Annotated in this window: 23 protein-coding genes and 5 pseudogenes; 18 read left to right on the forward strand and 10 right to left on the reverse strand. The window is 69.3% G+C overall.

Annotated elements, in window-relative coordinates; genetic code table 11:
• The first annotated feature begins 4 nt into the window (after positions 1–4).
• From ACZ5WC_RS09315 to ACZ5WC_RS09370, 12 genes and pseudogenes are all read left to right on the forward strand, one after another.
• Complete coding sequence (locus ACZ5WC_RS09315; protein WP_468540227.1) at positions 5–361, forward strand: hypothetical protein; 357 nt, start codon at positions 5–7, stop codon at positions 359–361.
• A 140-nt stretch (positions 362–501) separates the two neighbouring features.
• On the forward strand, positions 502–990 hold the full coding sequence (locus ACZ5WC_RS09320; protein ID WP_468540228.1) for a hypothetical protein: 489 nt from the start codon (positions 502–504) through the stop codon (positions 988–990).
• A gap of 282 nt (positions 991–1,272) precedes the next feature.
• Complete coding sequence (locus ACZ5WC_RS09325) at positions 1,273–1,935, forward strand: SMI1/KNR4 family protein (RefSeq protein WP_468540229.1); 663 nt, start codon at positions 1,273–1,275, stop codon at positions 1,933–1,935.
• A 193-nt stretch (positions 1,936–2,128) separates the two neighbouring features.
• Positions 2,129–3,367: pseudogene (locus tag ACZ5WC_RS09330) on the forward strand (IS701 family transposase).
• 265 nt (positions 3,368–3,632) lie between these two features.
• Positions 3,633–3,881: a type II toxin-antitoxin system CcdA family antitoxin gene (locus ACZ5WC_RS09335; protein ID WP_468540230.1), complete on the forward strand. Its 249-nt coding sequence runs from the start codon at positions 3,633–3,635 to the stop codon at positions 3,879–3,881.
• Positions 3,878–4,279: a DNA-binding protein gene (locus tag ACZ5WC_RS09340; RefSeq protein ID WP_468540231.1), complete on the forward strand. Its 402-nt coding sequence runs from the start codon at positions 3,878–3,880 to the stop codon at positions 4,277–4,279. The genes ACZ5WC_RS09335 and ACZ5WC_RS09340 overlap by 4 nt, the downstream gene beginning before the upstream one ends.
• Positions 4,280–4,670: 391 nt before the next feature.
• On the forward strand, positions 4,671–5,336 hold the full coding sequence (gene cseB, locus ACZ5WC_RS09345; protein ID WP_468540539.1) for a two-component system response regulator CseB: 666 nt from the start codon (positions 4,671–4,673) through the stop codon (positions 5,334–5,336).
• Entirely contained in the window at positions 5,333–6,355 is a 1,023-nt protein-coding gene (locus ACZ5WC_RS09350; protein ID WP_468540232.1) for a histidine kinase dimerization/phospho-acceptor domain-containing protein, read from the forward strand. The genes cseB and ACZ5WC_RS09350 overlap by 4 nt, the downstream gene beginning before the upstream one ends.
• Positions 6,356–6,382: 27 nt before the next feature.
• Positions 6,383–6,586: pseudogene (locus ACZ5WC_RS09355) on the forward strand (ATP-binding protein); the annotation flags it as partial.
• A gap of 143 nt (positions 6,587–6,729) precedes the next feature.
• Complete coding sequence (locus tag ACZ5WC_RS09360; RefSeq protein WP_468540233.1) at positions 6,730–6,963, forward strand: hypothetical protein; 234 nt, start codon at positions 6,730–6,732, stop codon at positions 6,961–6,963.
• A 193-nt stretch (positions 6,964–7,156) separates the two neighbouring features.
• On the forward strand, positions 7,157–7,930 hold the full coding sequence (locus ACZ5WC_RS09365; protein ID WP_468540234.1) for an ABC transporter ATP-binding protein: 774 nt from the start codon (positions 7,157–7,159) through the stop codon (positions 7,928–7,930).
• 87 nt (positions 7,931–8,017) lie between these two features.
• Positions 8,018–10,576 carry an ABC transporter permease gene (locus tag ACZ5WC_RS09370; RefSeq protein ID WP_468540235.1) on the forward strand — a complete coding sequence of 853 codons (2,559 nt, stop codon included), beginning with the start codon at positions 8,018–8,020 and terminating at the stop codon, positions 10,574–10,576.
• A gap of 285 nt (positions 10,577–10,861) precedes the next feature.
• On the opposite strand, the pseudogene ACZ5WC_RS09375 reads toward ACZ5WC_RS09370, so the two are convergent.
• Both ACZ5WC_RS09375 and ACZ5WC_RS09380 read right to left on the reverse strand, forming a co-directional pair.
• Positions 10,862–11,435 (reverse strand): annotated as a pseudogene (locus tag ACZ5WC_RS09375) (HFCD family protein).
• Positions 11,389–11,681: pseudogene (locus ACZ5WC_RS09380) on the reverse strand (hypothetical protein); the annotation flags it as partial. The pseudogenes ACZ5WC_RS09380 and ACZ5WC_RS09375, both read right to left, overlap by 47 nt.
• Before the next feature lie 681 nt (positions 11,682–12,362).
• On the opposite strand from ACZ5WC_RS09380, the gene ACZ5WC_RS09385 reads away from it, so the two are divergent.
• Both ACZ5WC_RS09385 and ACZ5WC_RS09390 read left to right on the forward strand, forming a co-directional pair.
• Complete coding sequence (locus tag ACZ5WC_RS09385; protein WP_468540236.1) at positions 12,363–13,496, forward strand: hypothetical protein; 1,134 nt, start codon at positions 12,363–12,365, stop codon at positions 13,494–13,496.
• A 622-nt stretch (positions 13,497–14,118) separates the two neighbouring features.
• Positions 14,119–14,568, forward strand: a pseudogene (locus ACZ5WC_RS09390) (transposase); the annotation flags it as partial.
• A gap of 922 nt (positions 14,569–15,490) precedes the next feature.
• Here the strand turns inward: ACZ5WC_RS09390 and ACZ5WC_RS09395 are convergent.
• Together ACZ5WC_RS09395 and ACZ5WC_RS09400 are read right to left on the reverse strand one after the other, a co-directional pair.
• Positions 15,491–16,609 carry a fatty acid desaturase family protein gene (locus tag ACZ5WC_RS09395; protein WP_468540237.1) on the reverse strand — a complete coding sequence of 373 codons (1,119 nt, stop codon included), beginning with the start codon at positions 16,607–16,609 and terminating at the stop codon, positions 15,491–15,493.
• A gap of 7 nt (positions 16,610–16,616) precedes the next feature.
• A complete protein-coding gene (locus ACZ5WC_RS09400; RefSeq protein WP_468540238.1) occupies positions 16,617–17,672 on the reverse strand; it encodes a ferredoxin reductase in 1,056 nt (351 codons plus the stop codon).
• A gap of 86 nt (positions 17,673–17,758) precedes the next feature.
• Between ACZ5WC_RS09400 and ACZ5WC_RS09405 the strand changes: the two genes are divergently transcribed.
• Positions 17,759–18,898 carry a PucR family transcriptional regulator gene (locus tag ACZ5WC_RS09405; RefSeq protein WP_468540239.1) on the forward strand — a complete coding sequence of 380 codons (1,140 nt, stop codon included), beginning with the start codon at positions 17,759–17,761 and terminating at the stop codon, positions 18,896–18,898.
• 249 nt (positions 18,899–19,147) lie between these two features.
• The gene (locus tag ACZ5WC_RS09410; RefSeq protein ID WP_468540240.1) at positions 19,148–19,486 is read left to right on the forward strand and encodes a thioredoxin family protein; all 339 of its coding nucleotides are present in this window, start codon (positions 19,148–19,150) and stop codon (positions 19,484–19,486) included.
• Between the two features lie 347 nt (positions 19,487–19,833).
• Here ACZ5WC_RS09410 and ACZ5WC_RS09415 read toward each other — a convergent pair whose 3' ends face one another.
• A complete protein-coding gene (locus ACZ5WC_RS09415) occupies positions 19,834–20,460 on the reverse strand; it encodes a TetR/AcrR family transcriptional regulator (RefSeq protein WP_468540241.1) in 627 nt (208 codons plus the stop codon).
• A 37-nt stretch (positions 20,461–20,497) separates the two neighbouring features.
• Between ACZ5WC_RS09415 and ACZ5WC_RS09420 the strand changes: the two genes are divergently transcribed.
• Positions 20,498–20,824, forward strand: a complete 327-nt coding sequence (locus tag ACZ5WC_RS09420; RefSeq protein WP_468540242.1) for a rhodanese-like domain-containing protein — start codon at positions 20,498–20,500, stop codon at positions 20,822–20,824.
• Between the two features lie 450 nt (positions 20,825–21,274).
• Here ACZ5WC_RS09420 and ACZ5WC_RS09425 read toward each other — a convergent pair whose 3' ends face one another.
• The gene (locus ACZ5WC_RS09425; RefSeq protein WP_468540243.1) at positions 21,275–22,024 is read right to left on the reverse strand and encodes a hypothetical protein; all 750 of its coding nucleotides are present in this window, start codon (positions 22,022–22,024) and stop codon (positions 21,275–21,277) included.
• Positions 22,025–22,393: 369 nt separating this feature from the next.
• Between ACZ5WC_RS09425 and ACZ5WC_RS09430 the strand changes: the two genes are divergently transcribed.
• The gene (locus ACZ5WC_RS09430; RefSeq protein ID WP_468540244.1) at positions 22,394–22,912 is read left to right on the forward strand and encodes a hypothetical protein; all 519 of its coding nucleotides are present in this window, start codon (positions 22,394–22,396) and stop codon (positions 22,910–22,912) included.
• A gap of 328 nt (positions 22,913–23,240) precedes the next feature.
• Here ACZ5WC_RS09430 and crcB (ACZ5WC_RS09435) read toward each other — a convergent pair whose 3' ends face one another.
• The 4 genes from crcB (ACZ5WC_RS09435) to ACZ5WC_RS09450 form a co-directional block, all read right to left on the reverse strand.
• Positions 23,241–23,615 carry a fluoride efflux transporter CrcB gene (crcB, locus tag ACZ5WC_RS09435; protein WP_468540245.1) on the reverse strand — a complete coding sequence of 125 codons (375 nt, stop codon included), beginning with the start codon at positions 23,613–23,615 and terminating at the stop codon, positions 23,241–23,243.
• On the reverse strand, positions 23,612–23,959 hold the full coding sequence (locus ACZ5WC_RS09440) for a DUF190 domain-containing protein (protein WP_468540246.1): 348 nt from the start codon (positions 23,957–23,959) through the stop codon (positions 23,612–23,614). The genes crcB (ACZ5WC_RS09435) and ACZ5WC_RS09440 overlap by 4 nt, the downstream gene beginning before the upstream one ends.
• A complete protein-coding gene (gene crcB / locus ACZ5WC_RS09445) occupies positions 23,956–24,441 on the reverse strand; it encodes a fluoride efflux transporter CrcB (protein WP_468540247.1) in 486 nt (161 codons plus the stop codon). Before crcB (ACZ5WC_RS09445) ends, ACZ5WC_RS09440 begins: the two co-directional genes overlap by 4 nt.
• Before the next feature lie 420 nt (positions 24,442–24,861).
• Entirely contained in the window at positions 24,862–25,140 is a 279-nt protein-coding gene (locus ACZ5WC_RS09450) for a hypothetical protein (protein WP_468540248.1), read from the reverse strand.
• Positions 25,141–25,856: the final 716 nt, after the last annotated feature.

Consider the following 25,856-nt stretch of genomic DNA (forward strand, 5'->3'; position numbering starts at 1 on the left):
CCGCATGACCACCGAATTCACCGTGGAACCCGCCGCCCTGCAGGGAATCAGCGCCCTGACCGAAGGGCGTGAGTACGCGGTGCTCGAAATCTCCGCCCCCTTCAAGAGAGCCACCACATTCCGGGTCGAATTCACCGAAGCCGGACTCAGGCAGTCCGCCCTCTTCGACAGCCGAGTATTTACTGTTACCACGCACTCCCTGCCACCGAACTGGAAGTATTTCCAGTTCGAATCCGGGTCTTTCTCGTTGTGCCCAGAATCATGGAACACTCCCGGCTTTTGGGAGGCATATCACGATGGCGACCCGCGCGCAATTGCGGTGTACGAGGAGGAGCGTGCAGCGATTCTTCTCCATTCATGAGCTCACGGTCACCCCGGAACCGAACCGACCCACGCAATCGCCTGCGCCTCAAGATTCATCGAAGAAACTTGGTTCATCGCAGTGATCAGAAAGGAGTTCGCCGCACTCGGCGAGGGATGACCATGCGAAGCAACCCTCGGATGCGGGAGATCCTGCGGACGGCAGACACCACCGACCTGAGCGATCGGGATATTCCCCCCATGTTCCTTGAGGTCGTGGAGCGCGGGTGGTCCCTCACGGCCGCCGGTGGGCGCGTGCTGACCGACCTCTGCCCGGAGGCGCCTGGCACCTACGTCGACCGGCTCACGGAGGAGACGACGATCAACGGGAGGGGAATGACCGACTACGACCTCCCGGCCTCACCGGACGAACGTACGCCCCTCCTCGTCCGGAGGTGTCTGGCGTATGTGTGCGCCTGCCTTCGGAAGGCACAGGAGGAGTTCGGTGACAGTCAGGTGAAGGCGTACGTCTCCCTCTCCTTCGCCGATACCGAGGAGGCTCTCCTCACCTCCAACGTCACCTTCTGCACGCCGCTCCCCGACGTCCGCCCCTATATCCCGGCCCTGGAGGCTGTTACGGACGCGGCCGCCGCAGAGATCTCGATGGAGGACTGCTCGACTTGGTCATGAGAGTCCCTTGCCCTCCTTTGCTCGTGCCCCAACCGTGCCCAGCAGAGCGGACAACAGCGGTCAGGTGCGGCCTCCACAGGCCATAGCCATCTAATACTCCAGCTGTAGATCGTGATCTTGCTGGTGGGCGTGACTGAGGGCGCTGGTTGGCTACCGAGGATCTCAGGCCGATGTGCGTGTTGCGCCGAGGGGTCTGGGGCGTCGGGGCGTTTCTGAGCCCGTGGGGACGGCAGCAGTGGGCCCCGCGCCCCAGCTGTCGGTGGCTGCACGTACGGTCTGCGCATGACTGATCAGTGGTGGGTGGGCGTGCGTCGGCGGGTCGAGGCGGCGGGTGCAGGGCCTTCCGGCAGCAAGGTGTTCGGGGCATTGGGGCACAGGTGGATAGTGGAGGGTCCGCTTACCCAGGGCGAGCTTGCCGAACTCGAGGCTCAGATGGGCGTGCGGCTGCCAGAGGAGTACCGGTCCTTCCTGCTCCACGTCGGCGCGGGCGGCGCCGGCCCCGCGTACGGCCTGTTCCCGGTCCGGCGGGTGCAAGGCCGCTGGCGTTGGGAAGGCGACGGCGCGGACCTGGCCGACCTGTCGAGGCTTGCCGAGCCATTCCCCGACCAGGGCCCGGACCCGAAGCTGCTCGATGACCTTCTTGCCCAACGCCCCGAGGAGGAGGACTTCGACGACGCCATCGAGGCATGGGATGAGCGGTGGGAGGTCGTCATGTTCGCCCCGGAGCGCACCGCCGGCGCCATCGTGATCTCTCACCTGGGCTGCGCCCAGAGAGAATGGCTGATCATCAGCGGCAGCCACCGCGGCACGATCTGGTCCGACTGCAGGGTGGACGACGTAGACCTCGCCCCGCTGCTCGACGACGACGGTACGCCGGTGACATTCGCCCGCTGGTACACCGACTGGCTGGAGAAAGCCGAGCGCACAGCCATGTCGGCTCCGTAGGCCCGTCGGCTTGTGCTGTTGAGCGTTGCGGTTGGTCAAACGGGCTAAGTGGGGCCCTCAGCCACAGTGGGGCCGGTGCGGAAACGGGTGCGGCCACCGTTGATCATCGTGAGTTGTGTGGACAAACGAGGAGACGGTAGCCGCAGGTCACAGCATAGATCCCGCCCGTTGGCGGGAGGCGTTCGAGGTGGCTATGAGCCGGCTTGCGGACCGGTTCGCCCGGGTCGAACCCCGCCTGCGGGCCGGGCGGTTGGTGCTGGGCCTGTTGTCGGACCTGCCGCGCAAAAACTGCTAGACGATCGCGGAGTGGGCCGGGGAGAGGACCCCGCACGGCATGCAGCACCTGCTGTGTCGGGCCTCCTGGGATGCCGACGCCGTCCGCGACGATGTCCGCGAATACGTCGTCGAGCACCTCCACGACGAGGAAGCGGTGCTGGTCGTCGACGAGACCGGCGACCTGAAGAAGGGCACCCACACTGTCGGGGTCCAGCGCCAGTACACCGGCACCGCCGGACGGATCGAGAACTCCCAGGTCGCCGTCTACCTCGTCTACGCCGGCGCCCGGGGACACGCGGCGGTGGACCGCGAGCTGTACATCCCGCGCTCCTGGACGTGCGACGCGGACCGCTGCCGGGCAGCGGGGCTCGGCGAGGACACCGTCTTCGCGACCAAGCCCGAACTGGCCCGCACGATGATCGAACGCTTCCTGGACGCCGGACACCACGTGGGCTGGGTCACCGGGGACGAGGTCTACGGCGGCAACCCGAAACTGCGCACGGCTCTGGAGGAACGCGGCATCGGCTATGTCCTCGCGGTGGCCTGTTCGGCCGAAGTGTCCACCAGCGCGGGCACCTTCCGCACCGACGCGCTGGCGAAGAAGGTTCCGAAGCGTGCCTGGCAGAAGCTCTCAGCCGGACGTGGCGCGAAGGGGCAGCGGTTCTACGACTGGGCCGTCATCGACCTCGCCGTCTCAGCGCCGGGCAAGCGTCAGCTCTTGATCCGCCGCAACTGCACCACCGGCGAACTCGCCTACTACCGCTGCCATTCCACCGAGCCGGTTCCCCTGACCGCCCTGGTCAAGGTCGCCGGCTCCAGATGGCGAGTGGAAGAGACCTTCCAGACCGAGAAAGGGCTGGCCGGACTCGATGAGCATCAAGTCCGCCGCTACGCCTCCTGGACCCGCTGGGTCACCCTCGCGATGCTCGGCCACGCCTTCCTCGCGGTCGTCCGCGCTGACGAACACGCCCGTCACCCCGCCCCGGACGCGCTGGTCCCGCTGTCCTGCAACGAGATCCAGCGCCTATTCATCACAGTTGTCGTCCAGCCGCTGCACGATATGGCCCACCGGCTCGGCTGGTCCGATTGGCGACGCCGCCATCAAGCCCGATCCCGCACCAGTCATTACCGGCGACAAGCCGCATGCCGGACATGAAGATCACGATCTACAGCTGGAGTACTAGGCGGTTTCACAACATGGAGCGCGAGTTCGATTCTCGTCACCCGCTCCTTGATGAAGGCCCTGGTCGACGACCGGGGTCTTTTCCTTGCCCTCCAGCGGTACCGGCCCTGAGCCTCACCCCGCCGTGGACATCCGGAGAGCGACCGCCCCCTGTCCACATCCGGAGCGTGTGGTCGCGGTCGTCAAGGCTGGGCCAATGGCCCGAGCCAGCGCATGCATACTTCGATATGCTTACCGTATGCCCTCAACGACTCGCATCACCGTCACCCTGCCAAGCGACCAGGTGGCGGAGCTCCGCAAGCTCACGGACAACGTCTCCGGCTACGTGGCGGAAGCCGTAGCCCGCCAGATCCGGCACCAGCTCCTGGGCGACCACCTCCGCCGTCACGAGGAGGAGCACGGCTCCTTCAGTGATGAGGAGCTCGCCGAGGCCCGCGCCAGGATTTTCGGCTCGGCCGGCACCTCGAAAGGCGCGGACGCCGCGTGAGCGAACGCATCGAAACCGTCGTCCTGGACTCGGAAGGGCTCTCCGCCTGGATCGCGCAGGACCGCAAGCTCCTCGCGATGCTGCAGGTCTTCCACGACATGGGCGCCGACCTGGTCATCGGGGCCAACACCATCGTGGAAGTCGCCCACTCCCGCACCAACATGCCGCGCCTGAACTGGGCACTCTCCCGCGTCAAGGTGGAGCCGGTCACCGAACAAGCGGCGAAAGCAGCAGCGGAGCTGCTCAAAGGTGCCGGACTGCACGGACACAAGTACGCCATCGACGCCACAGTCGCCGAGGTCGCCCTTCGCCAGCCGAAACCCGTCGCCCTCCTGACCTCCGACAGCGACGACATGACCAGACTCTGCGGAGACCAGGTCCGCACCATCCCTCTCTGACGCGCCGGCCCACCCCCTAACGGGGGCCGCGGCACCGCTACTGAGGGCTCGGGCCGGGTCGAATCGGAGTGCCCGGTGAGTCACCGAGCCGTATGCCCGGTGCCGTCGGCTGGCGGCTGGCGGCTGCCGGCTGCCGGCTGCCGGCTGCCGGCTGGCAAGCGTGAACTGGGGTTGTTTCTCCTGGGGCGAGGAGGGCGGTTTCATGGCTCCGGGGTGTCCGTGCGACGGGCCGGTCCGTCCGCTGTCTGCCGTATCGTTCCGATTGCGGCGTGGTCCCCCGCACGTCGGGTCGTGCAGCCGGTCCGTCCGCCCGACCAACGTCTGAACAGGAGTCCCCTTGTCCTCGCCCGACTCCCCCGCGCGTGTACTCCTCGTCGAGGACGACGACCTGATGCGACGGGCGTTCGCCGTCGCCCTGGAGCGTTACGGCTACGACGTGCGGGCCGTCACCGACGGCCTCACCGGGCTCGAAGCCTTTCGTGAGCATGACTTCGACCTCCTGATCCTCGACGTGATGCTGCCCGGTCTCGACGGGATCGGGCTGTGCCGCAGGGTCCGGGAGACCAGTCTGGTGCCGGTCCTGATGATGTCCGCCCGCGGCGACGGGCTCGACGTGGTCGCCGGGCTGGAGGCCGGAGCGGACGACTACGTCGTCAAACCGGTGGAGACGTACGTCCTGGTGGCCCGCATGCGCTCGCTGCTGCGGCGCGCCACCTACGCGCCCGTGCCCGTGGAGGAGCCGGCCCAGGCCGGGAGCCCGGCGACCGAGGGGCACGTGCTGGAGTTCGGGGACCTGCGGATCGACACCGCCGGCATGGAGGTCTTCCTCTCCGGCGAGCCGGTGGCGCTCACCCCGACGGAGCTCAAGCTCCTGCTGGAGTTCGCCGCGCACCCCGGCATCGTGCTGGAGCGGCACACGCTCCTGCGGAACGTGTGGGAGTACGGCTGGGACGGGGACAGCCGCGTCGTTGACCTGTGCGTGCAGCGGCTGCGCCGGAAGGTGGGCCGCGACCGGATCGACACGGTCCGGGGCTTCGGATACAAGTTCCGGCGGTGACCGTGCGTCCCCTCCGCGGGCCGTGGGCGGGCCGCACCCCACTGCGCCGGAAGATCGCCGCCCTCGCCGCGGCCACGGCCCTGCTCGTAGTGGCGGCGGTCGGCGTCCTCGTGCACCTGTGGACCGCCCAGGACATCCGCAGCCGGGGCGAGGCACGGGCACTGAACACCCTGTACGCCGCCATGGACGTATACCGCCGCACCGGCGTCCTCACCGACGGCGCCGAGCTCGACCCCGCCAGCCTGCCCCCCGTACTGCGGGACTCGGCCGACGGCACACGTCGCCACGTGTACGACGGGCGGGTCGAGGGCAACGTCGGGCCGAGCGCCTGGGCGGCTCAGCGGACCGGCGGCTCGGGCAGCCCGGTCCTCGCCGTCCAGATCAACCTGGGCCCGGACCGGGCCAACCTGTCGCGCCTCGACGCGGCCATGGCGGCCGCCTCCGTGGTCGCGCTCGCGGGCGCCGTCCCCCTGGCCGTCTACGGCGCGGGGCTCCTGTCCCGGAGACTGAGCCGGGTCGCCGAGACCGCGGCACGGATCTCCGCCGGAGACCTGGACGCCCGCACGGGACCCACGAAGGGCCGTGACGAGGTCGCGGACATCGCCGCGACCGTCGACCGGATGGCCGACAGCCTCGCGCTGCGGCTGCGCACCGAGCGCCGGTTCACCGCGGACGTGGCCCACGAGCTGCGCACCCCCGTCGGAGGACTGCTCGCCGCCGTCGACCTCCTGGCCCCCGGCGAGACCGAGGACCTGCTGCGGGCCAGGGTTCGCGACCTGCGCGACCTCGTCGAGGACCTCCTGGAGATCTCCCGCCTGGACGCGGGCGCCGAGGAGGCGGTCCGCGTCCGGGTGCCGCTCGGCGCCGTGGTCGCCGAGGCCGTCTCCCGTACCGGCCTCGACGCGGAGATCACCGACGACGGCAGCGCGCGGACGGTGGAGACCGACCCGCGCCGCCTGGAGCGGATCGTCGCCAACCTCGTCGTCAACGCTCACCGCCACGGAGCAGACCCGGTCTAGGTCGCCGTCGACGGACCGACGGTCGTCGTCCGTGACCACGGCCCCGGCTTCCCGGACGACCTGCTGCTCCACGGCCCGCGCCGCTTCCACACCGGCGCCCGGGAACGCGGCTCGGGCCACGGACTGGGGCTCACCATCGCCCTCGGCCAGGCCCGGGTCCTCGGCGCCGAACTGCTGCTGGCCAACGCCCCGGACGGCGGGGCCGTCGCCACCCTGCGGCTACCCGCGTGACGGAACGGCCGTTGGTGGTCGATACGCGGTGGAGCGGCCACTGATACACGGCGGCCCACAGGCCGACATGTTGCTCCGTGACCCTTCGGAGGACACCACGTCCCGCACCGAGCGTCGTGCGGGAACCGCTTCTAGGAGGCACCGTGAACCCGTCCTTCCGCACCACCGCCCTGTCCCGCGGCGCCCTGGCCGCCGGCGCCCTCACCGCCGCCCTGTCCCTGCTGCTCGTCATCGGAGGACTCACCGCGAACACCGCGGCGGGCGAGACGGGACAGCCAGCCGAAGTGCTCGGCGTGATCGGGCTGTTCCTCGGCGGGACACTCCTGGCCGTCGGCGCGCTCGCCCGCAAGGTCGTCGCCCTGGGCGAACACCGGTAGAGACGCGCCCCTTCAGGGCCTCCCCGCCGCCCGCGCTCTCGACGCGCGGACACCGCGGGGAGGCCCCTTCGCATATCCGGCCCGCTACGCCTTTGCCGCACGCCTGAGCGGACACCGATACACGGCGGCCCAGGCTCCGATACGTTCCCCGGACACCCTTCACGTGCGCTTTCCGCACGAGAAGAGGAGCCCCATGACCGCCGACCTCCTGCCGCCGCACCCGATGACCGGCATCGCGGCCGCCACCACCGACCTGTCGAAGGTCTACGGCAGCGGCGACACCCGCGTGGTCGCCCTGGACCGGGTCAGCATCGCCTTCCGGGAGGGCGAGTTCACCGCGATCATGGGCCCGTCGGGCTGCGGAAAGTCCACCCTGATGCACTGCGCCGCCGGACTCGACTCGCCCACATCCGGGTCGGTACGCGTCGGCACCACCGAACTCGCCCGGCTCGGGGACCGGCAGCTCACTCAACTGCGCCGGGACCGCCTCGGGTTCGTCTTCCAGGCGTTCAACCTGCTGCCGACGCTGACCGCTCTGGAGAACATCATCCTGCCGATGGACATCGCCGGCCGCCGCCCCGACCGCGCGTGGCTGGACCGGGTCGTCTCCATGGTCGGTCTCGCCGACCGCCTGGGACACCGGCCCGCCCAGCTGTCCGGCGGCCAGCAGCAGCGCGTCGCCGTCGCCCGCGCCCTCGCCTCCCGGCCCGCGATCGTCTTCGGCGACGAGCCCACCGGCAACCTCGACTCACGCTCCGGGGCCGAAGTCCTCGGCTTCCTGCGGGACTCGGTGCGCGAGCTGGGCCAGACCGTGGTCATGGTCACCCACGATCCCGTGGCCGCCGGATACGCCGACCGCGTCGTGTTCCTCTCCGACGGACGCCTCGTCGAGGAGATGGCCCGGCCCACCCCGGACCGCGTCCTCGACCTGATGAAGAACCTGGGCTCCCGCTCCCACGACGGCTGAGCCGCGCCCCCGCCGCCTCCCTCTCCGTACCGACCCGACCGGGCCGCCCCGGCTTCCCTGTCCTCCCTCGGAAAGTCTTCACGACCCATGCTGAGAACAACCCTGCGCAACCTCCTGGCCCATAAGACCCGGCTGGCCATGACCGTCCTCGCCGTCTGCCTGGGCGTCGCGTTCGTCAGCGGCACCCTCGTCTTCGCGGACTCCATCGCCGCCGCCCACCGCGCCGCCGCGTCGAAGACCTTTGCCGGCGTCGACGTCACCGTGACCGAGAAGGCCCCCGAACCCGGTACGGACTCCGGACCGCGGGCCGGTGTGCTCGACGACGCGCTCGTCGCCCGGCTGGCCCGGGTGCCCGGCGTCGCCGCCGTACGACCGTCGGCCGACGGCTCGGCGATCCTGAACGCGGCGGACGGCAGCCCCCTGCGGGCCGACCGGGCCTGGTCGAACCTGGCCGGCGCATACGTACCGGACAAGGGCGGCGAGGACAGCCGCCATCCGCTGGCCGAGGGCCGCGCGCCCGCGCACAGCGGCGAGGTCGTCGTGGACGGCGGCACCGCCGGCGCGGGCGGCCTCCGGCTCGGCGACACGGTCACCCTGGCCACGGACGGCCCGGTCATGACCGCGCGCCTCGTCGGCATCGTGACCACGGACGACACCCGGGTCACCGCCGGCGGCACCCTCGTCCTCTTCGACAAGGCGACCGCTCAGAAGCTGTTCGCCACCCCCGGTCACTACACAGGCATCGACCTGAGCGCCACGCCCGGCACCACCGCGTACGAACTCGCCGACCAGGTCACAGCCGTGCTGCCCGCCGACCGTGCCGAGGCCACCACGGGCCAGGCACAGGCTGCCCAGCAAGCCGTCCTCGTCGACACCCTGACCCGCGGCTACGAGAAGGTCCCCATGGTCTTCGCCGGGATCTCGCTCTTCATCGGCTCGTTCCTCATCGTCAACACCTTCACCATGCTCGTGAAGCGGCGCACCCGCGAGACCGCGCTGCTCCGGGCGATCGGCGCTTCGCGGCGCCAGGTGTCGCGCTCCGTCCTCCTGGAGGCCCTGGTGGTCGGGCTGGCCGCCTCGGTGGCCGGCTTCCTGCTCGGGCTCGGCATCGCGGCGGTTCTGCCCCACGCCCTCGGCGGTGACAGCGCCCTGCCCAGCGGCCCCCTGGTGATCGGCCCGCGCTCGGTCGTGGCGGCGCTCGGCGTGGGCGTCGGCGTCACCGTGCTCGCCGCATGGCTGCCCTCCCGCGTCGCCGCCAGGACCTCGCCCATGGAGGCGCTGCGCACGGCCGAACAGCCACCTCCGGCACAGCGGTTCCGACTGCGCGGCGCGGTGGGCCTCGTCCTCCTCACACTCGGCGCCGGCTGGCTGATCTCCCTCAGCGGGGCGAAGGACGCCTCGGAGGAGAACCTGCGCGACGCCATGGCGGGCTGCGGGCTGTTCGCCGCCGGTCTGATCGTGCTCGCGCCGGTGATCGCCGCCCCGGTGATCCGGCTGACAGGGCGGCTGACCGGGCGCTTCGGCGTCACCGGCCGCCTCGCCCGGGAGAACGCCCTGCGCGATCCGCGCCGCACGGCGGCCACCGCCGCCACCCTGCTGATCAGCACCGGCCTCGTCACCGGCCTCGCCGTCACCGGACACTCCACCGGCCAGGCCCTCGACCGCCAGGCCGCGGCCGGGCTCGGCGCCGACTACGTCGTCAGCACCCGCTCCACCATGGCGGGCATCGACCCGGCCGCCGTACGGCGGCTGGCCGAGACCCCCGGTGTGCGCGCCGCGCACCCGGTCACCGACTCCACCCTGTTCACCGGCAGCGGCGTCCGGCAGATCTCCGGCGTCGACCCCGCCACCGTCCGCGACACCATGAAGCTCGACTTCGTCTCCGGCTCCGCCGACGATCTGGCACCGGGCCGGATCGCCGTCTCCGCCAGCCTCGCCCGGGAGAGCGGAGTGACCACCGGCGGCCTGTTGAACGTCGAGATGGGCCGCGCGGGGAAGCCCACCTCGTACCAGGTCGTGGGCATCTACAAGGACAACCCCGTCGCCCACGACGCACTCGGCAGCCGCGGCGAGGTCGCGGCCGACAGCTTCCTGCCCGACTCCGTCCAGCGCGTACTCCTGCGCACCGACGGCCCGGCGACGGCCGCACTGGAGAACCGGCTGCGCACCGCCGTCGGCAACAACCCCCTCCTCACCGTGCAGGACCGCGACCAGTTGGTCAGCGAGGCCGCCGACACCATGGGCGACCTGCTGAACGTGATGTACGGCATGCTCGGCATCGGGGTCGTCATCAGCGCGCTCGGCATCGTGAACACGCTGGCCATGTCGGTCGCCGAACGCACTCGCGAGATCGGCGCTCTGCGCGCGCTCGGCATGGACCGCGCCGGGATCCGCCGCATGATCCGCCTGGAGGCCCTGACGGTCGCCGGTTTCGGCGCCCTCCTGGGTCTGGCGGGCGGCCTGTTCGGCGCCTGGGGCGTCGGTTCCCTCGCCAACGGCGCCATCGACCAGTACACCTTGGCCCTGCCCTGGGGCACCCTGCTCCTGGTGTGCCTGCTCTCGCTCGCGGTCGGCGTCCTCGCGGCCGCCGTCCCGGCCCGCCGTGCAGCAGCCCTGAGCCCTTTGGAGGCCGCCGCTCACACCTGACGTCCGGCACGGGCTCGCGGCAGCCGGTGCCAGGGGCGGCCCGGGTCGCGCCGGCCCCGGCGTGCCCCAGCCGTGCCCTCCGGAGCGGTGAACTACGGTCACCAGCGGTGTCGAGCAGGCCGCCGCACACCCGCATCAGCGAGAGAAATACCAGCTCAGAGGCGGTTCAGCGGTCCGAGCGACGGTGATTGCCAAGCTCAGAGCGCGAGTTCGATTCTCGTCACCCGCTCCACAAGGAAGCCCCAAGCCGACGGTTCGGGGCTTCCTTGTTGCCAATGACACGAATCACGCCTGCGCTGCCACCCTGGGGATGAGCAGGTCGCATGCTTCCTCCCAGTGAAATCGGTCTGCCCCGCCTCCCACCCTCGGGCGGTGGGGTTCGTAGGAGCCGATCAAGATGCCCATGTGCGCAGTTTCCGCAGGCTCTCGGCGTACGCGGGGTGGGCGGCCTGGGCGGAGTTCACGTAGGGCAGGGCGGCGGTCGGGATACCGAGGCCGCAGGACTCGCAGAGGAGCCCGAGCGCGAGGGTGTCGGAGATGCTGGCCGCCCCACTTGTAGATCGTGCTGAACGTCGCCGGGACTAGCGCGGTCACGTCCGGGGCCGGAAGGGGCTGCAGAGCGCTACGAGAGCGCCACGCGGAACGAATTGGGTAGCCGGTCAGTGCCTCGACGACCTCCGCGTCGATGAAACTCACGCCCTGCGGGTCGCGACGACGCCCACACCCCGGCCTGCATCCGGTGCCGCACGGATCAGCCGACATCACCGGCAATGCCCGACCCGCACACGGCAACGTAGAGAAAGGCTTCATGACCTGCTGGCCGGGCGGCGAACGTCCTGCGCCACGCAACTCTCCGCAATGCGGAGCGCCCGGCACCCCTGGTCGAGCCGACCTTGCTGGCTGTAAGCGCGGGCCGTCTCGACCCAGAGAGCAGCCCGTCGCTCGGAGAGGGGGGAATGTGCCGTCGCATGAGGGGCGCGCGGCCTCCGGGGCAAGCCCGGTCACCGAAGGCCACCGCGGCGCCCACCCCGTGCGGACTGACTTTCGTCGGGCGGAAGTTGGCCCAGAGGTCTGACCAGTCGAGCGTGACGAAACGCGAGACTTCCCATTCCTTCGCGACCGCAGGCGACACCAGACCATGCGGCACGTACCGCCAGGCGCGCCCCCGCCCATATGCGTACACCACCGGGTCGAAGACAAGCACGGCGCAAGAACCGCAGCGGCTGGGCCACTCGGCGCGGATCTCGGCACGGATGCAGCGGCTCGACCACCTGCCACGGAGCGACCGTAGACGGATCCTCAGGTACAGGCCCGCAGAGACAGACGCACTCCGTGCTCCTGCAAGGCAAGGCGCCCCAGTGCAGGATCCACGTTTCCAAGCTCGAAGCACGCTTATGGTGCCCCACCATTGCCCCTCCGACGAAGGCCCAGGTCGGCGTCCAGGGCGCCCGTGTCCTCCTCCGTGCGCCGTCCCGCCGGTTCTCCCCCCAGCAACGTCCGGCGTCCGAGGCGCTAGTGCCGATCCGCAGTCAAGTCCGGCGCGGAAGGAGCGCGCCGCTCAGGTCCGGCAGCAGCGAAGCCGGACCTCTATCCGTGATGACATCAGCCACCAACGAAGTGCTCGGCAAAACCGACCTGAAGATCGAACATTCAATCGATATTCAATAATAATTTTACATCAAATCACCCGTTCCTTGTCCCCCCAGCCACGGGCTCATCGACTCGCTTGACCCACCGCGCTGAAAAGAGCGAATATCTGCCTTGCGAACCCCTAAGGAAGGACACAATGACCTCCCCACAAAGCAGTGCAAACGAAGAACCCGTCGCACCCCTGTACAGCATGGCCAGATTCGTGGAAACCGTCTGCTCGTGTCCGGGATTCTCAATGAGCCGACACGGAGACGAGTGGGAAATCCAAGCGGAAAGCTCAAAGGCGCCCTTCTTCGTGCCCGAGGCGATGACCGGCACTCAGTATTTAGAATTCACACGCAAGCTCTACAAAATGAATTGGCGCCCCGCGCCCCGTCTCTGGTCCGGCGCCCCCTCCTTGTCGTTCGAGGACGTCTCTCCGATGGATGCGTGCGAGCTGCTGCTCCGAATCCCGTGGTACCAACGCACCATGGACGAACGCAAGATCGAGGAATGGGCGGGCGCCATGCGCCGCAAAGAGTGGAGAACCACCCATCAGGGGCTGGCGATCGACCAGCAGGGGATGCTGTACGACGGACAGCACAGGCTGGCCGCTCAGGTGATTGTGGGGATCACGCTGCGCTACAGCGTGGCGCGTGGCATCGAGGGCGACACTTTCAATGTGGTCGACCGTGGGAAGATGCGCAGCAGTTCATACACGTTCGCAGCCGCCGGCGAGAAGGACGCCTTCAATCTGTCCGCCGCTCTGCGCCTGCTCTGGATGTGGGAAAACCATCCGCTCGAGAAGTGGAAGAACCGGTATCCGGTGTCGGATGACCAGCTCAAGGCGGTGCTGGACCGTCACCCGGGAATCCGACACTCGGTGAAGCGGGGAAAGCCGATCCCGCGCGCGTCGGCACGTGCGACCACTCTCGTTCACTATCTTGCGACTCAGGCGTGCGGATCTTCCGAGGTCCCGGACCAGTGGTACGCGCAGCTGGGCACCGGGGAGAATTTCCAGCGACGCGACCCGGGACTGGTACTGCGCAACTACTTCCTCGGCGGAGAAATGACCGAAAAGGGAAATCGGTCGCCGGTGAGGGGTATGCAATCGGCTATCCAGGTCATGCACCTTTTCGCGACGGCATGGAACAACACATGCACAGGCCAGCAGCGCGTTATTGCAAAAGCCTTTGGCAACTACGGTGTACCGACACTCAAGAGACCGGGCCCGAACCACCTCTTTCGCTTCCCTATGAAAGATTCGGGAGAAGCAGACATGCTGCCCTAGACGGACGCACGTAAGGTATTTCACGCAGAAGCCTCAGGCCGATGGCCCGGGGCTTCTGCTGTTGCCCGGGCTGTCTCCGGACCCCGTAGTGACGACACACGAGCACTGCGACTGGGCTTTCTGCCGGGTTGATAGCCGTGCCGGTCATCAACATTCTTCGGCGCTCGGCTCGACGCGAAGCAGTGGGAGCCTCCTTTTGTGTCCAGCCCGTGGTGGCGTCATGTGCCGCCGGTCGAGGGGTTTCCGTGTACGCGGCCAGCCCTTTGCGGGGCTTCTTCGTCGGGCGACCCGCGCGGGTGCCAAGGCCCCGGAAGCCCACGCTGCCGGTGCCCGCTCGGTCCTGCACGAGCGGGCGTTTCGCGCCGATTATGCAGCTCAGCGTCTCCTGGTCGGAGCAGACCTGAGTGATCCTGGGCCGGATACCGGCGTCCGACAGCATCCGGTTCGCGTCCCGGCGCCGGCTCGACGTGACCATGTGATCGGACTCCTCTGCACGAGCGGTGCGCCCGCCGCGGCGAAAGTGGTCCTTGGAATGGGCGGGCTGGGCTACGTTGACGACCAAGTCCAGGTCATCGATGTGGATGCGCCGGCGGCGACGTCGGTGGCCCCGTTCGCTCGCAGCCGTCCAGCCCTCGAAGCCCAGATCAGCACCCTGCTGAAGGCCCACCCTCTTCACTCAGTCCTGACCTCGATGCCGGGTGTCAGAGTCAGGACCGCCGCAGTCCTGCTGGTCACCGTCGGCGACGCCACCGGCTTCCCCAGCGCCGCCCACCTCGCCTCCTACGCCGGCCTCGCCCCCACGACCAGGTCGTCGGGGACCTCCATCCACGGCGAACACGCGCCCCAAGGCGGAAACCGGCAGCTCAAACGCGCCATGTTCCTCTCCGCCTCCGCTTGCATGAACGCCGACCCGGCCTCCCGCACCTACTACGACAAGCACCGCGCCCGCGTTATAACGCACACCCAGGCACTCCTGCGGCTCGCCCGCCAACGCACCAGCGTCCTGTTCGCCATGCTCCGCGACGGAACCTTCTACGAGCCCCTCACCCCCACCGCCACCCTCGCCGCATAACCACCCCAAGCACCCGCACACCACGTCCTTGACGAACGACATAGAGATGACTCCCGACGAACCTGGCCGCTTAACTGATGCCCTGCAACGACGACATGACCTAGCTCTGCGGCACGCAGGTACGCGTCATCCCCCCGGACCCGTCGGCCCCGGACAGGCTCCTCTGCGGTGCCAGCCTCGTGCCCCACCCATGCCCAGCAGAGCGGACAACAGCGGTCAGATACGGATCCCTGGCGATCGGGGCCATGCACCCACTCCAGGCAAAACCGCAGTTCAGAGGCCCTCTACCAGTCCAAGAACCGCTGATTCCCAAGCTCAGAGCGCGAGTTCGATTCTCGTCACCCGCTCCACGAAAGAGCCCCGGGCCAGCCGCCTGGGGTTTCCTTGTTGGCCCGGAGCGGAATGCGGATGTCGCCGACCGGCTTCCCCACACAGGCCGTCCGCCGTCCGCTACCTTCTCACCGCTGTGGCGCAGCAGTGACAAAGTCCAGGACGAGTGGGCTTGCGACGGTGCGAAACTCTTCGAACTATTGCTCCGCCCTTCTCATCTGCCGTGGGCTTGTCGTAGAAGCAGAAGAGAAGCTCGCACTCAGTTGCTGTCCGGCGTGCGCTCACCAAGCTGTCGGGTCCGGGCAGCAGGGAGCTCCACCGGCCGAGTAGGCCGTCGTGTCGCAGCAGTGACGTCACCAAGGGCTTGGGGGGGGGTGGCCGGCAGATGACGCGTTCGGTCGCGGCGATGTGCGCCGAATCCGCGGGTGGCGCCAGCGCTGCGCAGGTTGCCGGCGCGTGCTCGGCCAGCCAGTTCTCGATGCGTGTCCACGACTCGCTGATCGGTGTGTGAGGCGGTGCCGAGGCTTGCCGCCGGGCGCGGTCTTCGTCCAGGAAGCCCGATACGGCCGAAGGGTCTGAACCTGTGCCGGAGTCAGGCGGCGATGAGGTCCTGCTCACGGTCCGGCGTTCCGGCCTTGGGCTGCCTGTTCGGCAGTGCGAGCCGGAAGACCTTGTGCCACGCGGAGAACACCTGCTTGGGCAGCGGGCCGGTGACGTACTCCAACTCGTACTTCTCGAACAGCGCGCGCACCTTCACCGCGACCTCGGCGTACCGGTTGCTCGGCAGGTCCGGGAACAGGTGGTGCTCGATCTGGTGCGACAGGTTGCCGGTCATGAAGTGCATGGCCCTGCCGCCGCTGATGTTCGCCGAGCCCATCATCTGGCGCAGGTACCACTGGCCGCGCGTCTCGCCCCTGATCGACCGGCGCTCGAAGACCTGTACGCCCTCGGGGAAGTGCCCGCACATGATCACCGAGTGGGTCCAGAGGTTGCGGACCAGGTTCGCGGTGAACGTGGCGGCGAGTGTGGGGAGGAATGAGGGGCCCGACAGCAGCGGGTGGATCACGTAGTCCTTGAGCACCTGCTTGCGGATCTTGCGGCCCACGGCCTTGGCCCGCGCGCGGAACTCCGGGTTCTTGCGGCGTCGCTTGGTGAGGTTCTTGCCGAGCTCCAGGTCGTACGCCGCGATGCCGTACTCGAAGAAGCAGGCGTTGAGGAAGTTCCACAGCGGCTGGCCGAGGTGGAAGGGGTGCCACTTCTGGTCTTCGTCTACACGCATGATGCCGTAGCCGAGGTCGTTGTCCTTGCCGATCACGTTGGTGTACGTGTGGTGCAGCTCGTTGTGCGAGTGCTTCCACTGATCGGACGGTGAGACGTGATCCCACTCCCAGGTGGTGGAGTGGATCTTCGGGTCTCGCATCCAGTCCCACTGGCCGTGCAGGACGTTGTGGCCGATCTCCATGTTGTCCATGATCTTCGCCACGGACAGCCCGGCGGTGCCGATCAGCCACGCGGGCGGGAAGATCGAGAACAGCAGCACACCCCTGCTGACCAGCTCCAGCTTGCGCTGCGCCGAGATGACCTTACGGATGTAGGCGGCGTCCTTCTCGCCGCGGTCGGCGATCACCTCGTCACGGATCGCGTCCAGCTCGCGGCCCAGTTCCTCGATCTGCTCCGCGGTCAGGTGGGCGGTGGGGTCGATGGCGGTCAAGGTGCTCCTACCGTTCGATGTCGCAGGGGCCCGCCGCGGCGGACACACAGGTCTGGATGAGGACGCCCGGCTCGGCCTCGGTGATCTCGCCGGTACGCAGATCGCGGACAGCGCCGGCCTTGAGCGGCGTGACGCAGCCGAAGCAGATGCCCATGCGGCACCCGGAGGGCATGAGCACGCCGGCCTCCTCGCCGATGTCGAGCAACGGCGTGGCGCCGTCCGCGTCGACGGCCTTGCCGGTGGCGCTGAACGTGACCTCGCCGCCGTCTCCGGCGACGACGATGCCGGGGCGGAACCGTTCGGTGTGCAGGCGTTCCAGGACGCCGTGTGCGGTCCAGTGCTCTTCGGCGGCGTCGAGCATGCCCGCGGGCCCGCAGGCCCAGGTATCGCGCTCGGCCCAGTCAGGCACGAGTTCGTCGAGTCGGGCGATGTCGAGCTTGCCGTCTGTGTCGGTGTGGACCTCGGTGAGCCGAAGCTTCTTGTCCGCGACCAGTCCGTGCAGTTCCTTGCGGAAGATCACGTCCTGAGGCCGTGGCGCGCAGTGGACCATGACGACATCGTCGAACTCGGTGGAGCGCAGCATGCCCATCATGGGCGTGATGCCGCTGCCGGCCGTCAGGTAGAGCACCTTGGCGGGCTGGGCCCGCGGCAGGACGAAGTCACCGGTCGGCTGGTCGAGCTGGATCAGCGTGCCCGGTTTCGCCCTGCGGACCAGGTGGTTGCTGACCTTGCCGTCCGGGATCGCCTTCACGGTGATCGTGACACGGCCGTCCCGCCGGTTGGCCGGCGAGGTGATGGAGTAGGCACGCCACAGGCGCACTCCGTCGACGTCGACCCCGATCCTCACGTACTGGCCCGCTGTGTGGCCGCGCCAGCCCCGCCCCGGCCTGATCACGACAGTCGCGGCGTCATCCGTCTCGGAGTGCACGGCCTCGATGCGCCCACACAGGTCAGCGCCCGCACGCAGCGGGCTGACCAGGTCGAGGTAGTCCGACGGCAGCAGCGGCGTCGTGACCATCTCCAGCAGTTTCCACGCCCTACTGCGGAGGGCTCCACTCGTCATGACCCCAGCTTGCTGCGCCCCCAGGCGTAAAGTCCTGACCACAGGACGTAAATCTGGTCGACTGAATTGTTCGCAGGGAACAAAGAATGAGCTATGCAATCCGGAGGGCCAGCGAACTGACCCTGGATGAGACGACGGTCACCGCCCTTCGGGCCGCACTGAAGACCACCGCCGACGAAGTCGTCCAGGCGATCATCGACGAGGTTCCTCCCTACGCCCATGCCTTGTCGGGCCGCATGGGCGCCACCATCCGCAGAGCCGTCCGCACCGCCCTGGGGCACTACCTGGACCTTGCGAGCGGGAACGCCACGGGCGGCGACGCCGGGGACGCCGCCTACGAGCTGGGCCGCGGCGAGGTGCGCGACGGCCGTTCGATGGACGCTTTGCTCAGCGCCTACCGCGTCGGCGCCCGGGTCGCCTGGCGATGTCTGGCAGCGGGTGCCGTACCCGCGGGTCTGCCCGCCGCCGAGGTCGCGAAGTTCGCCGAGCTGACCTTCGCCTACATCGACGAGCTCTCCGCCGCGAGCGCCGCGGGCCACGCCGACGAACTGGCCGCCCGGGGCAGAGCCCACGAGCGCCACCTGGAACACCTGGCCCGCGACCTCCTCGCCGGCGCGAGCCCGGACGTGCTGCTGGCCTCCGGCCAACGGGCCAGGTGGCAGCCTCCGGTTTCGCTGACCGCCGTCCTGCTGCCCGCCGCCCAGGCCCGGCCTGCCTACCGGACACTCGACCCGAGCACCCTCGTCCTCGACGATCTGCCGGATGCCACCGGTGTGCTCCTCGTCCCCGATGCCGACCGGCCACGTCTCCTGCGGCAGCTGACCGACCGCGCCGCCGTGGTCGGCCCGGCCCGGCCGTGGACTCACGCGTCCGCCTCGTACGCACGAGCCGTACGCGCGCGCTCCCTTTCCCCTGACATTCGCGACACCGAGGACCACCTGCCCGAGCTGGTACTCAGCGCCGACGTGGACGCGTTCGCAGACCTGCGCGCCCGCGCCCTCGCACCGTTGCAGGCCTTGCCCGCCGCCACCGCACGACGGCTGGAGGAGACGTTGCGGGCGTGGCTGCTGCACCAGGGCAGGCGGGACGAGGTCGCGGCGGCATTGTTCGTCCATCCTCAGACGGTTCGATACCGGATGTCGCAGTTGCGGGAGCTGTTTCCCGATCTCGCATCACCACACCGGGTCCTTGAACTGACGCTGGCGGTCGGTCTCCGGGTCAGCTGACGCGTCACCCGCCTGCCGCCGCGTCCGCGAGCGTCCAGAAGTCGTGCTCGTTCCCGATGGCGGGGCGGCAAGGCCAGGGGCCCGAGAGACGGGGGGGGCGGGCCGCTCGCCCCAGGGACCACCGCCGTCCTGCGACAGCCTGTACCTCCCTCCCGTCCGGCCGGACGCCCGGCCGGCCGGCCGGGCCAGCCTGGCACACCGCGCGAGGGATGATGGGACGGAGTACGAAACGTGAGGTCAGGAGCTCCCATGACAAAGCTGGTTCACCGACCTCGTGAGGACGCGGAGTTCGATTTCATCCTCGGGAGAAGCAAGGTTCCGGTCCTCGCATACTTCACCGGGGCATGGCCCAAGGCAATCGAGCCCTGTCGGGTGATGGATTTCGTCGTGGGCGACATCGCCGTCGCCTACACGGGCCGCCTCACGGTCGTCCGCACCGACATCACGCGCTGCCCGGCGGCAACCAAGCGATACGGGATCACCGGAGCCCCGTCCTGCCTCCTGCTGAAGGAGGGAGCGGCGGTGGCGCACGGCACGGGGGCTATGACCATCGACGAGGTACGGGAGTTCCTGGACGGTCACCTCTGAGCGGCCGCTGCGGCGCCCGGACCGCCGCTTCTCGTCGCGTTCGAAGCGGACGCGGGCGGTTGGGAGCCCATCTCCCGCCTCACCACCGCAGGGCGGTTCGAGGTCGTGCGCGAGACCGTGCTCAGGGGCCCCTGCGGCAGGTGTGACGGAACCTCGCATCAGACAGCGACTCGACCTTGCGGCAGACAACAAGTTCGACTTGGCCAGAAGCGGGCCTTGGGTGCGTCTTCGCGTACGTCTTCAGCCTGCGGCGATGCGCGATCATGGCGCGATCTTGAGGTTCACCCGAGGAGCGGCGCAGCGGGGCTGCCAGGGTGCGTAAGCCCTCGCCGCCGGGGCGGAACCGTTCACCTTGCCGAGTGGGCGAGGTGGAGCAGGCCGGTACGCATCCGCTGTTCACCGAGTTCCGGCAGGAGCGCGGCTACGTGGTCGGCTGCCAGCGCGGCGAGCAGGGCGTGGGCAGCCTGGTCGGGGTCGGGGTCGGGATCGGGTGCGGTGGCGAGCAGGATCGCCACATGGCGGTGCCAGAACCGGTAGGACCCGATCCGGTACCGGGCGCCGGGGGTCGCGGTCTCGGACATCCGGACCAGCGCCAGATGCTCCAGCAGGTAGTCGAAGTAGGCGTTGAGGAACGCGGCCAGGCGCTCGTCGGCGGGAGCCCCGGGGCCCAACGGGGGCGGCCCGTGCAGGATCGCTTCCTGGAGAACACGCTCGCGGGCGTCCAGTAGCGCGACGGCCAGCCCCGACTTGTCGCCGAAGCGGCGGAACAAGGTGCCTTTGCCGACACCGGCGGCCGCCGCCACCTGATCCATGGAAACCGCCTCCACGCCCTTCTCGGCGAACAGTCTGGCGGCCGCCTCCAGCACCGCGACCCGGTTACGGGCCGCGTCCGCGCGCTCCTTGGGCGGCGGCGTCCGCAGCAGTTCCAGGGGCATTGCCGAAACGGACCGCAGTCCGTTACTGTCGTGAGCCATAACAGGACTGTAGTCCGATTTTCTTGGAGGCAGCAGCGTGACCGCACTCATCACCCGCGACGAGCTGGCAGCAGCGATCAAGGCCGAATCCGTGACCGTCGTCGACGCGCTCGGTGGGGCGTACTACGCCCAGCAACACCTGCCCGGCGCGGTGGCGCTGCCCCCGGCCGACGTCGACGCCCAGGCACCCGCCCTGCTCCCCGACCGCGACGCCGCGATTGTCACGTACTGCTCCAACCCGGCGTGCCCCAACAGCGGGCAGGTCGCCGACCGGCTTACCGCCCTCGGCTACACCAACGTCCGTAAATACCGCGAGGGCATCCAGGACTGGGTCGAGGCCGGCCTCCCGACCGAATCCGCCTGACCTCGGACCGCCCCGTCCTCGGGACCGCCCTGACCTCGGGACCGGGGGTCGTGGCGACCGCGATGGCCGGCCGCCGGTCGGGCAGATACGCCTGCACCGCGGCGTAACCGAAGAACGAGGGGTTCTGCACGATCCAGCCCGTTCTGGACGATCAGACCCAGTCCGTGGTGAACGGCCTCCGCATTGGCCTGGCAGACGGTGGCGGGGCAGGTCCCCGTGGGACCGGCCTCCGCCGACGCCCCGGGCTGGGTCACCCGCTTCGAATGGAACGCCGACGGCCTGCTCTCCCGCCGTACCGCGCCTGACGGCGCCGCCGAGTCGTGGCCCCGGGGCGGCGAGGGCCAACTGCCGTACCCACACCGCCCCCCCCCTGAGCCGCACCACCCGTTACTGGTACGGCCATCACGACGCCACAGCGAGGCACAGCCCGCGCTCCCCAGCGTGCCCGGGCTAGTCGAGGGTGGTGTGGGGCAGCGAGGTCGAATACACGCGGGTGTCCGCGTCCGTGTCGATCAGGCTGATCAGGATGGGGTTCGGCCCGGCCGGTGCGCCGGTGAGGGCGCGGACGCGGTAGCGGTGGGTGGACACCGCGTCCTTCGCCAGCGGGGTGCCACCCGTGTAGAGCGTGTACGGGAAGACGTCGTTGGCGATGCGCAGCGTGGCCGCGCGCCAGGACCCGGCCGCGGCGTCCCAGCGCTCCAGGGTGTACGCCGGGTCAGCAGTCGCTCCCGGCATGCCCTCCAGCTGGAAGGCGAGCACCAGGTGCCGGTAGGCCCGGGTGTTGCCGTTGCGGAGGGTGACGGTGAACTCCCTTGGGTTCCCACCGGGTTCCAGCGCGATCCTGCCCCCTGGCGCGGCCGCATGCATCGCCAGGTACGTGGGCACGGGCGGCCGGGTCGGCGACTTCGACGGCGGCGTCGGGGTACGCGGCGCGGGGCGGGTGGTGGTAGTGGCTGTGGGCGTGGGAGTCGGGCTCCCTGAGGGCGGCCGGGTCGCTGACGTGGCGGACGCGGAGGCGGAGGCCGTGCTGGTGGCCGTGGCCGTAGCGGTGGCGGCGGCGGTGGCCGTCGGTGATGCGGCCGAGGTCGTGGAGGCCGCCGCCTTGCCCTGCGTACCGGTTTCGGGACCGCAGGCCGTACCGGACGCCGCCAGTATGGCGACACCCACCGTGCCGACGATGAGCGCACGGGTACGGCGCATGAGGTGCCCCCTGGTGACGGTTGACTCTGTTGCTGAGGAACGTAGCCGAGCGAGGACACGGGAAAGCCGAGGGTGCATAACACTTTGCCTCCGGCGAACCGTGAGCTGACCTGCGAACACTTCCCAGCACTGTTGCCCAGCCCCCCCTGGAGGCCACCGCCCTCGGCGTGCGCTCCCCAGGGGTTGAGCGGGCTGGACGTGGCCGACGCGCTCGGGCCCGTCACCGAGGCGGGGGCGGCGATCAGGCGCGCTGGGCAGCCTTCTTGAAGACCTAGCGCCCCGGGGGTTGAAGGTATTCGTCGACCGTGCCAGGCTCCTGATAGTCCACAGGGCGGGGAGCCCTGGGTATTCACCTATTGGGGGCAGCTGATGATCCATATCACTCTCGGTGAGAGGCGTTACGTCAACCCGCAGGAGGACCAGCTCGGCCGCAACATCGTCGGCTTCGACCCCCTCATGGACGACGAGGCCCTCTTCCATGCCAACCGCGGCTGCTGGGTTCTCGGTGAGCGCGCCGAGAAGGAGCGCTACGCCCTGCTCTCCCACGAGGGCAAGGTCCGCATGGCCATCGAGATCGACAAGCTCGTCCCGGTGGTCGGAGGGCGCAAGGCGATGGAGGGCAGGTACCTCACGCCGGGCGACGAGGTCTACGACACCTATGTCGGCAAGCCCACTCCCGTCGAGACGGCCCGCAACCCGATCACGTACTTCGACTCCCCGCACGGCGCCCGCACCTGCTACTGCGGCTGCGGCGAGCCGGTGGCCAGCGGCTGGTTCGTGATCGGCCACGACCAGAAGGCCCTGCACGCCCGAATCTCGAAGATCGGCACGGTGCGCGAGTTCATCGACTGGTTCGACAGCACCTACGCCGAACCCAAGGGCGAGTGACAGCGGCCTCACGCAGACGAGGCGCGGCTCCGTAGCCCAGAAGCCCCGCCACCGCTGGGCTGGTGGCGGGGCTTCGGCTCTGCCTGCGTGCGCAAGTGTGTGATGCGGGCTGGAACCCTTGAGTGACCTTCCCCGGAGCGGGGATCGTGGGGGGATCACCGAGATCAAGTCTGAGCACGGCATGATCGCCGACGTCGTCCTGCACGGCGCCTCCACCGGCAAGGCAAGCGACCCGGCGGTCGCCAGCCTGTTCATCACTTTCGGGCACGACCCGCGCACGGGCCGACGGCCGGCCGGCGTTCCGAGCGGCCTCGGTCCCCACCCATCCTCATACCCAGAGTTCCCCGGCGAGCGCGGCTCCGACGAACGCCGCCCCCAGTCCCGCCACCAGACTGGCGACAGCGTTGGCGGTGGCGAAGAACCTCGCCCCGTCCTCGGCCAGCCGCAGCGTCTCGAACGAGAACGTCGAGTACGTCGTCAGCGCCCCGCACAGCCCCGTGCCCAGCAGCAACTGCACCTGCGACGAAGCCGCACCCGCCAGCGCGGCCCCGGTGAGCACGCCCAATATCAGGCAGCCCACCACGTTCACGGTGAAAGTACCCCAAGGGAAGACGGTGTCGTGCCGCTGCTGAACCGCCCGGTCGGTCAAGTACCGCAACGGGGCGCCGATCATGCCGCCCACGACCACCAGCAGCCAGTTCACGCGTCCGGTCCCCTGCCCACGTAACGGATGACCTCGCAGTCGTCGAGGACCACCAGCCCCTCCCGGACCAGCTCGTCCAGTTGCGGCAGGAACGCCCGCACCCGCTCCTCGGTGTCCACCATGACAATCGCCACCGGCAGGTCCTCGCTCAGGGACAACAGCCGCGAGGTGTGGATCAGCGAGGAGGCTCCGAAGCCCTCGATCCCGCGGAACACCGAAGCACCGGCCAGGCCGGCCTGGTGCGCCCGGTGCACGATCTCCGTGTAGAGCGGTCTATGCCGCCAGGTGTCGTTCTCGCCGATGAAGACCGTCACTCGCAGAGCCCTGCCCGTCAGCCTCGTCACCGCTGCCTCCATGCCAACACACGGCGCGTCGCCGTCGCCGCGAGCCATACCGCCGCCAACGCCGCGCACAGAGTCGCGGCCAGATACGCCAAGCCGGTCCCGGGATGTCCGCCGTCCACGAGCTGTTGGACATCCACGGCGTACGTCGAGAACGTCGTGAACCCGCCCAGCACCCCGGTGCCGAAGAACGGCCGCACCAGCCGGTGCGCCGCCCGCACATCGGTGATGACCACCATGAACACGCCGATCACCGCACAGCCGACCACGTTGACCCACAGCGTCGCCCACGGAAACGCCCCCGCCGCGGTCGGCCACACGAGCGCGGCCCCGTAGCGGGCCGCCGCCCCGATGCCGCCGCCCACCGCCACGGCCGCCACGACCGGCGCCTGCTCCCACCAGGAAGTACGCCTTCGGACCGCGGTGCGCAGGTCCACGTCGGGGTCGATGGGCTCGTCCCTCGCCTTGGAATGCGGGGTGCTCATGGGTACACGTCTCCTACTCGCCAGGCCCACGCCCACGCGGGCACACACGATCGCAAGTAGGGACTGTCGGCGGCATCCACGCCGCGGTTCGGGTACGGCGAGCCCCACCGCCGCGCTGCGATTCACGAATCACAGCCGATGACCAGGCTAACGCGGCATCTGCCACGAGGCGCGCCCCCAGCCGGCAAGTCTCCGGCCAGCAGGGTCCTGCTGGCTCGGAGCCAGCAGGACCCCACCAGGCGGGCTACGGACCGGGGGCGAGACGACGATGACCAGCACACTTGCCGGTCAGAGGTTGTTGCAGGGCTGACTACCGAGTGCCCGAGACGGTGGCGAGATTTCGATTTCCGTCATCCGCCCACCCCTAGCAGAGCCTCAGGTCTCCGGCACCTGGGCTTTGCTAGGGGTGGGCGGATACTCCTAGGTCATGTAGTTGTAGATCGGCCAGAACTGCGGCGTCGGGGGCGGGCCCTGCACGCCTGCGGCCTGGAGGGCGGGGGCGAGGCGCTCTGCGATGAAACGCTTTGCGTCGTCCTCCGACTCCCAGACCTCGATGACGCGCCAACCACCGTTCGGGCTCGGCCCGGCGGCGTGGAAGATGCCGCCCGCGGGCTTCTCCTGTATACCCAGCTGCTCCCGAACCTTGTCGTAGATCTCCTGCGATCCGTGTGGATTCTCCACCATCATGGCAATCGTCATCACTGCCTCCTCTTGGTCGGTCTTCCATACCCCAAGGAGTCATACGGCGCGCGACGGAAGGGACTTGCCGATCTCCAGTCGCAGTTCTTCCAGGAAGGCTTCGGGCTGCTCGAAGGCGGATCGCCCGCGGCGCGCTCGATCGCATACAGCGGCCATCCGTAACGGCCAATCGCGGTTTCTCGGCGACCTTCAGCCGCACCTGGAGGTCGTGCCGCCCGCAGATCAGGCTCGTGGGCGCGGTGATCCGTGCCGGACCGCCTCAGGGATCGGAACCATCGCCAACTCCGGCATGAGGCTCCGGAGAACGGGCCCCTGGTCGGGCGCGCGGGCTCGGTCGAGAGCGTGCGCCTCCAGCAACTCCATTCTATCTCCGAGCTCTTCGCGCAGCCTGCCCAGGTCCCTCAGTGCAGACCCCGCTGAGCTGGTCCTGCGCACCTGGCGCGGGCAGAACGAGGTAGCGGGCCATGGGGCGAGGGCGAACCTGTGCTCTCCGTGGTCGCAGGCGAACCGGGCGGCGATGGCGCCGCCGAGCAGATGACAACCCGTGGCTGACCGGGCTGCTCGTACTGCCTGCTCTTGTCGCTCTCCGGCTACCCGACCGACCTCGCGGTCACAGGCAACACGCTCAGGAGCGATTCCGGCCCTCATCATGGCTGGGGATACCGGCGCAGTGGCCCCGCTCCCGGGACGGCTGGTCACCGCTCTCCCCCATGACT

This window comes from Streptomyces sp. NPDC033165 (assembly GCF_055577965.1).

What these genes read in the sequence shown, in the direction of transcription:
- ACZ5WC_RS09315 (WP_468540227.1), top strand. Translation starts at nt 5, where the DNA reads ATGACCACCGAATTCACCGTGGAACCCGCCGCCCTGCAGGGAATCAGC.
- ACZ5WC_RS09320 (WP_468540228.1), top strand. Translation starts at nt 502, where the DNA reads ATGCGGGAGATCCTGCGGACGGCAGACACCACCGACCTGAGCGATCGG.
- ACZ5WC_RS09325 (WP_468540229.1), top strand. Translation starts at nt 1,273, where the DNA reads ATGACTGATCAGTGGTGGGTGGGCGTGCGTCGGCGGGTCGAGGCGGCG.
- ACZ5WC_RS09335 (WP_468540230.1), top strand. Translation starts at nt 3,633, where the DNA reads ATGCCCTCAACGACTCGCATCACCGTCACCCTGCCAAGCGACCAGGTG.
- cseB (WP_468540539.1), top strand. Translation starts at nt 4,671, where the DNA reads ATGCGACGGGCGTTCGCCGTCGCCCTGGAGCGTTACGGCTACGACGTG.
- ACZ5WC_RS09365 (WP_468540234.1), top strand. Translation starts at nt 7,157, where the DNA reads ATGACCGCCGACCTCCTGCCGCCGCACCCGATGACCGGCATCGCGGCC.
- ACZ5WC_RS09370 (WP_468540235.1), top strand. Translation starts at nt 8,018, where the DNA reads ATGCTGAGAACAACCCTGCGCAACCTCCTGGCCCATAAGACCCGGCTG.
- ACZ5WC_RS09385 (WP_468540236.1), top strand. Translation starts at nt 12,363, where the DNA reads ATGACCTCCCCACAAAGCAGTGCAAACGAAGAACCCGTCGCACCCCTG.
- ACZ5WC_RS09400 (WP_468540238.1), bottom strand. Translation starts at nt 17,672, where the DNA reads ATGACGAGTGGAGCCCTCCGCAGTAGGGCGTGGAAACTGCTGGAGATG.
- ACZ5WC_RS09405 (WP_468540239.1), top strand. Translation starts at nt 17,759, where the DNA reads ATGAGCTATGCAATCCGGAGGGCCAGCGAACTGACCCTGGATGAGACG.
- ACZ5WC_RS09410 (WP_468540240.1), top strand. Translation starts at nt 19,148, where the DNA reads ATGACAAAGCTGGTTCACCGACCTCGTGAGGACGCGGAGTTCGATTTC.
- ACZ5WC_RS09415 (WP_468540241.1), bottom strand. Translation starts at nt 20,460, where the DNA reads ATGGCTCACGACAGTAACGGACTGCGGTCCGTTTCGGCAATGCCCCTG.
- ACZ5WC_RS09425 (WP_468540243.1), bottom strand. Translation starts at nt 22,024, where the DNA reads ATGCGCCGTACCCGTGCGCTCATCGTCGGCACGGTGGGTGTCGCCATA.
- ACZ5WC_RS09430 (WP_468540244.1), top strand. Translation starts at nt 22,394, where the DNA reads ATGATCCATATCACTCTCGGTGAGAGGCGTTACGTCAACCCGCAGGAG.
- crcB (WP_468540247.1), bottom strand. Translation starts at nt 24,441, where the DNA reads ATGAGCACCCCGCATTCCAAGGCGAGGGACGAGCCCATCGACCCCGAC.
- ACZ5WC_RS09450 (WP_468540248.1), bottom strand. Translation starts at nt 25,140, where the DNA reads ATGACGATTGCCATGATGGTGGAGAATCCACACGGATCGCAGGAGATC.